The sequence below is a fragment of the uncultured Dialister sp. genome, from assembly GCF_900541605.1.
GTDB lineage: Bacteria > Bacillota > Negativicutes > Veillonellales > Dialisteraceae > Dialister.
This window is the reverse complement of sequence record NZ_UQKJ01000124.1, coordinates 1-5,262: the sequence shown is the minus strand read 5'-3', so window position 1 is coordinate 5,262 and position 5,262 is coordinate 1. Positions and strand designations below refer to the sequence as shown.

The following is a 5,262-nucleotide window of genomic DNA, read 5'->3' as shown; positions in this document are numbered from 1 at the left end:
TGTGGGCATCCTGCAGAGGATGCCCAAGCCGGGCTCATTTGCGAGCATAGCCTGCCCATTAAGCGAGCACCTTAGAGCCCGGCCGAAGAACTTCCATCTCTAAGGGGGCACTTGCTTACCGGTATCCTCAATAGGTGGGGTTATCCACCAGAATGCAGGCCCTTGGAGAAGGGCCGCGGCAAAGACGCAGGATGGATAAGGCTTTGCCGCTGGGCCTCAACTCTCAAATCTCAACTCTTCTACGCCCCATGGAGTCACCGGCTTTGTCATATGCATAAAAAAAAAGTGCTCCATCCATTGGATGCAGCACTCTTTTTTTATGAAATAAAGGAACCGGTTTCTGTTTGCAGTGCTTCCTTAACAAGACCTTCGGCCCTATCCTCCTCGATCTCAGTCTTATAGACTATGCTCCCCTTTCCACACTTTTCCGGTCATGAGGTACCGTACCGCTTCTTCCAGCCGTTCGTCGCCGTGGACGAAGTGGTTGCCCCGATTGGCCTGGTACACGACATCCATGCCCTCCCCGGCAAGGATATCCTGCACTGCCAGAGTGGCTTCTTCCACCTTCGCCATCCGGGGATTTCCTGTCCTTTTTTCTTTGTCCCCCAGAGACAGGTAGACCCGCTTCACCGATTTCGAAAGGCCGTGGGTCTTCATGTAGTCCACGAACCCATCGAACCAGAGGGAGCCGGAAATGGAAGCGATGGCTTCAAGGCTGCCCTTTCTCGTGCCCATGTAGAGGGCAAAGAGGCCGGACATGGAAATGCCTGCCATCATGCGGCGAAGGGGCTTTTCGGAAAAGGTGCTCTCCTTGGGGAATACTTCCTGTTCCAGGAAATCGGCGAACCCATCAGCACCGCCAGAGAAGTTCTCTTCTCCCCGGAAAACCTTCGGTGCCGGCCAGGGGGAGAGGTCCCCGTTCCAGTCCATGCCGTCCACCGACGCAAGGAGCACCGGGAATTCATCGGTAAGGAAAGACACTTTCTCCGTCACCGGTTCCGGCTGGGGAATATAAATGATGGACTCCGCCCCCGCTTTCCCGTACACCGTAACAGAAAGAGGACCGGCAGTAAAGGATGTAAATCTGTTCATCATGGACTCCTGAATAAAAAAGAGTTGAGTTTTGAGAGTTGAGCGTTGAGGTCCCGGCTTTGCCGCGGTTTGGCATGCTTTGGGTAAGAGTCACTGGCACAGGGCTGCCAGCTTTTAGCTGTTAGGAAAACTGGCCATCCTACGGCATGAAAAGCCTTAGAACCAGCAGGTCTGGCGCCGTAGGCGAATCAGCTTTCCTGGCTGCCAGCCGCTAGAAGCTAGAAGCCCCACCCGATTGACTCTACCCACAACCATACCATCCCCATTACTTTCCTTTAAATTCGGCCTTTCTCTTTTCCAGGAACGCCGTGATACCCTCTTTGAAATCTTCGCTGCCGGAACACTGGGCCAGGTATACCGCTTCGTCCTTCATGTAGTCTTCAAAGCCCTTGTACAGGCTGGCGAACATGAGCTTCTTCATATTGCCATAGGCCAGGAGGGGCCCTTCCGTCAGTTTTTCGGCAAAGGCCATGACTTTGGGCATGAGTTCTTCCTTCGTGGTCACTTCTTTTACGAGGCCGATTTCCAGCGCTTCTTTGGCGGAAACGGGGCGGCCGGTGACGAACATGTCGAAGGCCCGGTGGCTTCCCACCATACGGGGCAGAAAGTATACACCGCCGGTGTCCGGGCAGAGCCCGATACCCACAAAGGCCTGAAGGAACTTCGCATTATCCGCAGCGTATATGAAATCGCAGGCAAAGGCCAGGTTCGCCGCCCCGCCGGCAGCGGCTCCCGCCACGGCACAGATGATGATCTTCGACATTTTCTTCATGTACAGCACGATTTCCGAAAGCTTTCCCGCCAGGGGAGCCATGGATTTCTTTGAGAAGTCCGGTTCATCGCAGTGGGCCTTCATGTACCGGATGTCCCCGCCCGCCGAAAAGGCCCGGCCGGCACCGGTGAGGACGATGACCTTTACCGCCCTGTCCGCTTCCGCCGCTTCCAGTGCATCCGCCAGCTCCTGGGCCATGGTCATGTCCAGCGCATTCAGCGTAGGTCCATAATCCAGTGTAATGGTCTCGATACCTTTCGCAATGTCTGTGTGAATCCGAGTGTAATCCATAGCAGCCTCCTTATGAAAACAAATAAGATTCTAAGCTCATTATAACATTTGGATGAAAAGAAGTACGAAGATTAATTAGGAATGAGGAATTAGAAATGAGGAATGATGGTGGCGGCGTACAAATTATATAGCGCCGCCATTTTGTATTTGACTGCCTTTCCATGCCGACGCCCAGGGTCACGGGCCTTAAGCCGTTCAGGCCCTGCGGGCCGGGTGACGGATAGATAAGCGGCGTGCGAACGGGTGGAGGGCTGCCAGCAGCCCAGTGCCAGTGACTCTGCCTATAAAAATGCCAAATTGCGGCGCAGCCGCGAAAACTCAATTCTCTTCACTCAATTCTCAAATCTTACCTTCCAGCTCCAGCAGATACCTCTTATTGTCCAGTCCGGCGCCGAAGCCGGTGAGGCTCCCGTTTTTCCCGATCACCCGATGGCAGGGAATAAGGATAAGAATGGGATTATTGTGGATGGCACCACCGGCGGCCCGGGAGGCTTTGGGATTACCCGCCTTTGCCGCCACCATGCCATAGGACGTGGTGGTACCGTAGGGAATGGTTTCCAGAATCTTCCACACCCTTTCCTGCCACGCCGTTCCTTCCGGCGCCAGGGGAATGTCGAAGGTCTTCCTTTCGCCCCGGAAGTAGTCTTCCAGTTCTGTCCGGCATTTCCGGATGATTTCATTTTCCCGGGATTCCCCTTTCTTCTCCACAAGGTCCACCCGCCGGATGGCTGTATCGCTGGCCTCCATGCAGATGACTCCCATGGGAGAATCCATGTAGCCCACGCAGGTTGCTTCCATCATAGCGCCTCCTTTTGCATTTATTATACCGCATGCTTGCGTACAGAATCACTGGCGCGGAGCTTCCAGCTTCTAGCTGTTAGCTTCCAGGAAAGCTGACCAGCCTGCGGCTACCAGGTGGCTAGTGGCTGGTAGCTGGGTAATCAGGTTCTCAGGGCCAATTCCATCAGTCTCCATCGGCTAACCCCAGCCCGGTGGGCAGCCCCTTCCCAAGGAAGGGGCCTTATGCAGCATCAATTCTGCTTTCAGGGGGGGCAGAGTCATTAGGACTCCTACAGCGGCAAAGCCGCGGGACCTCAACTCTCAACTCTCAATTCTCAACTCTTTTTAGTTATTGGAGGCCTGGTGCCAATGACTCTACCCATAAGCACAAAAAAAGGCGGCCGTGAAAGGGTTTCTTTCACGGTCTCCTTTAGAGAACCATATTACTTCAGTACCGACGGCAGCCAGGTGGCAATGCCCGGGAAGAAGCAGAGCACTACGATTTCCAGAATCATGATGACCGCAAAGGGAGCGGCGCCGGAGATGATATCCTGGATGGTGCTGTCTTCGCTGATACCTTTGATGACGAAGAGGTTCATGCCCACCGGCGGGGTGATGAGGGCCAGTTCCATATTGATCAGGAGCACCACGTTGAACCAGATGGGGTCAAAGCCCAGGGCTTTGATGATGGGGTACAGCATGGGCAGGGTGATCAGGATAATGGACACTGTTTCCAGTACACAGCCCAGGATAAGGAGCACGATATTGATGCCCAGGAGGACAATCCACTTATTGAAGTGGCCGTCCGTTACGAGGGACATGAGTGCCTGCGGCACCTGGAGCACCGTAAGGATATAACCGAAGAGCATGGCGCCCACCATGATGGCAAAGATCATGCAGGAGGTCTTGATAGTGGAGCGGAGGATGGCCGGCATATCTTCGATGGTAATGCTGTGGTATATGAAGAAGGTAATGATGAGAGCGTACACCGTACCTACCGCCGCCGCTTCGGTGGGGGTAAAGATACCGGTGTAAATGCCGCCGATAATAATCACCGGCAGCAGGAGGCCCCAGATGTTTTCCCGGAGGGATTTCATTTTTTCTGCGTGGCTGGCTCTCGCTTCTCTCGGTTTATTCCAGGAAGCGAAAACGATGTAGGCCACGAAGGCCAGGGTCAGGAGGGCGCCCGGTACGACGCCGGACATGAAGAGCTTGCCCACGGACTCATCGGTAATGGTACCGTAAAGAATCATGGGGATGGACGGCGGGATGAGGATGCCCAGGGTGCCGCCGGCAGCCACGGAGCCCACCACCAGTTTCCGGTCATAGCCCCGTTTCAGCATTTCCGGAATGGCCATGGCACCGATGGTGACGGCGGTGGCCACGGAGGAGCCGGAAATGGCGGCGAAGATGGCGCAGGCAAAGATGGTGGCAATGCCAAGGCCTCCGGGGAGGTGGCCCATCCACTTGCTGCCCAGGTCGAAGAGGCCGCTGCCCACCCGTCCGGTGAGCATGATCTGGCTCATGAGGATGTAGAGGGGCACGGAAGTCAGTACATAGGAGTCCAGCGTCTTGAATGCGATGACCGGTACCTGGGACAGGGTGGACATGTCCACGAACTGGATGATACCCAGGATGCCCGCCAGGGACAGGGTGAAGGCCACCGGCATACCGATGATGAGGAGGAAAATAATAAACAGTGCAAATCCGAGCAGTACCATTTATTTACCCTCCTTTCCATCCGCGAAGAAATCACCGAGGAGATGGTTAATGATTTCCAGGAAAAGCAGCACAAAACCGATGACCATGAAGGTCTGGGGAATCCACAGGGGTACCCGGAGCAGGGACGGGGAGACCACTCCCATGGCCTTGCTCATGAGCATGTAGTTTGTGGACTCCGTCATGCATACGTACATGACGAAGAGGGAAAGGATGGACGTAATGATGTCCAGCCCCTTCTGCACTTTCCTCGGGAACCTTCCATAGAGGAAATCCACACAGATATGGCCATTTTTCCGCATGGTGTAGGCCATGCCGAAAAATCCGGCCAGCACGAGGCAGTAGGTGGAAATCTCCATCACCCATACCGTGGGATGGTGGAAAATACTGCGGGCAATAATTTCATAGCAGATCATGAAGGCTGTCAATAAAATGGCAAGCCCCGCTATGGCAGCGGCGGCATTGGTGATGACGCCGAGAAACCGGTCAAACATATGGTAAATAGAACGCACAGGACAGCCCTCCTTTGTACAGTGAGACAGTGAAATAGTGAGTTATAGTAAACGACATTAATTACTTTACTTTAAATCGATGCATCTATGTGCTAT

At 54.4% G+C, this 5,262-nt stretch carries 5 protein-coding genes; all 5 read right to left on the bottom strand.

Annotation, left to right across the window (positions count from 1 at the left end):
• Positions 1-396: 396 nt before the first annotated feature.
• The 5 genes from QZR21_RS07860 to QZR21_RS07840 all read right to left on the bottom strand — a co-directional run bounded on the left by QZR21_RS07860 (position 397) and on the right by QZR21_RS07840 (position 5,166).
• Positions 397-1,092 carry an alpha/beta hydrolase gene (locus tag QZR21_RS07860; protein WP_296098954.1) on the bottom strand — a complete coding sequence of 232 codons (696 nt, stop codon included), beginning with the start codon at positions 1,090-1,092 and terminating at the stop codon, positions 397-399.
• A gap of 265 nt (positions 1,093-1,357) precedes the next feature.
• Entirely contained in the window at positions 1,358-2,155 is a 798-nt protein-coding gene (locus QZR21_RS07855) for an enoyl-CoA hydratase/isomerase family protein (protein ID WP_296098956.1), read from the bottom strand.
• A gap of 339 nt (positions 2,156-2,494) precedes the next feature.
• Complete coding sequence (locus tag QZR21_RS07850) at positions 2,495-2,956, bottom strand: methylated-DNA--[protein]-cysteine S-methyltransferase (RefSeq protein WP_296098959.1); 462 nt, start codon at positions 2,954-2,956, stop codon at positions 2,495-2,497.
• 422 nt (positions 2,957-3,378) lie between these two features.
• Positions 3,379-4,656 (bottom strand): TRAP transporter large permease, encoded by a 1,278-nt coding sequence (locus tag QZR21_RS07845; protein ID WP_296974763.1) that lies wholly within the window; start codon positions 4,654-4,656, stop codon positions 3,379-3,381.
• The gene (locus QZR21_RS07840) at positions 4,657-5,166 is read right to left on the bottom strand and encodes a TRAP transporter small permease subunit (protein ID WP_296098965.1); all 510 of its coding nucleotides are present in this window, start codon (positions 5,164-5,166) and stop codon (positions 4,657-4,659) included. It lies immediately after the preceding gene.
• Positions 5,167-5,262: the final 96 nt, after the last annotated feature.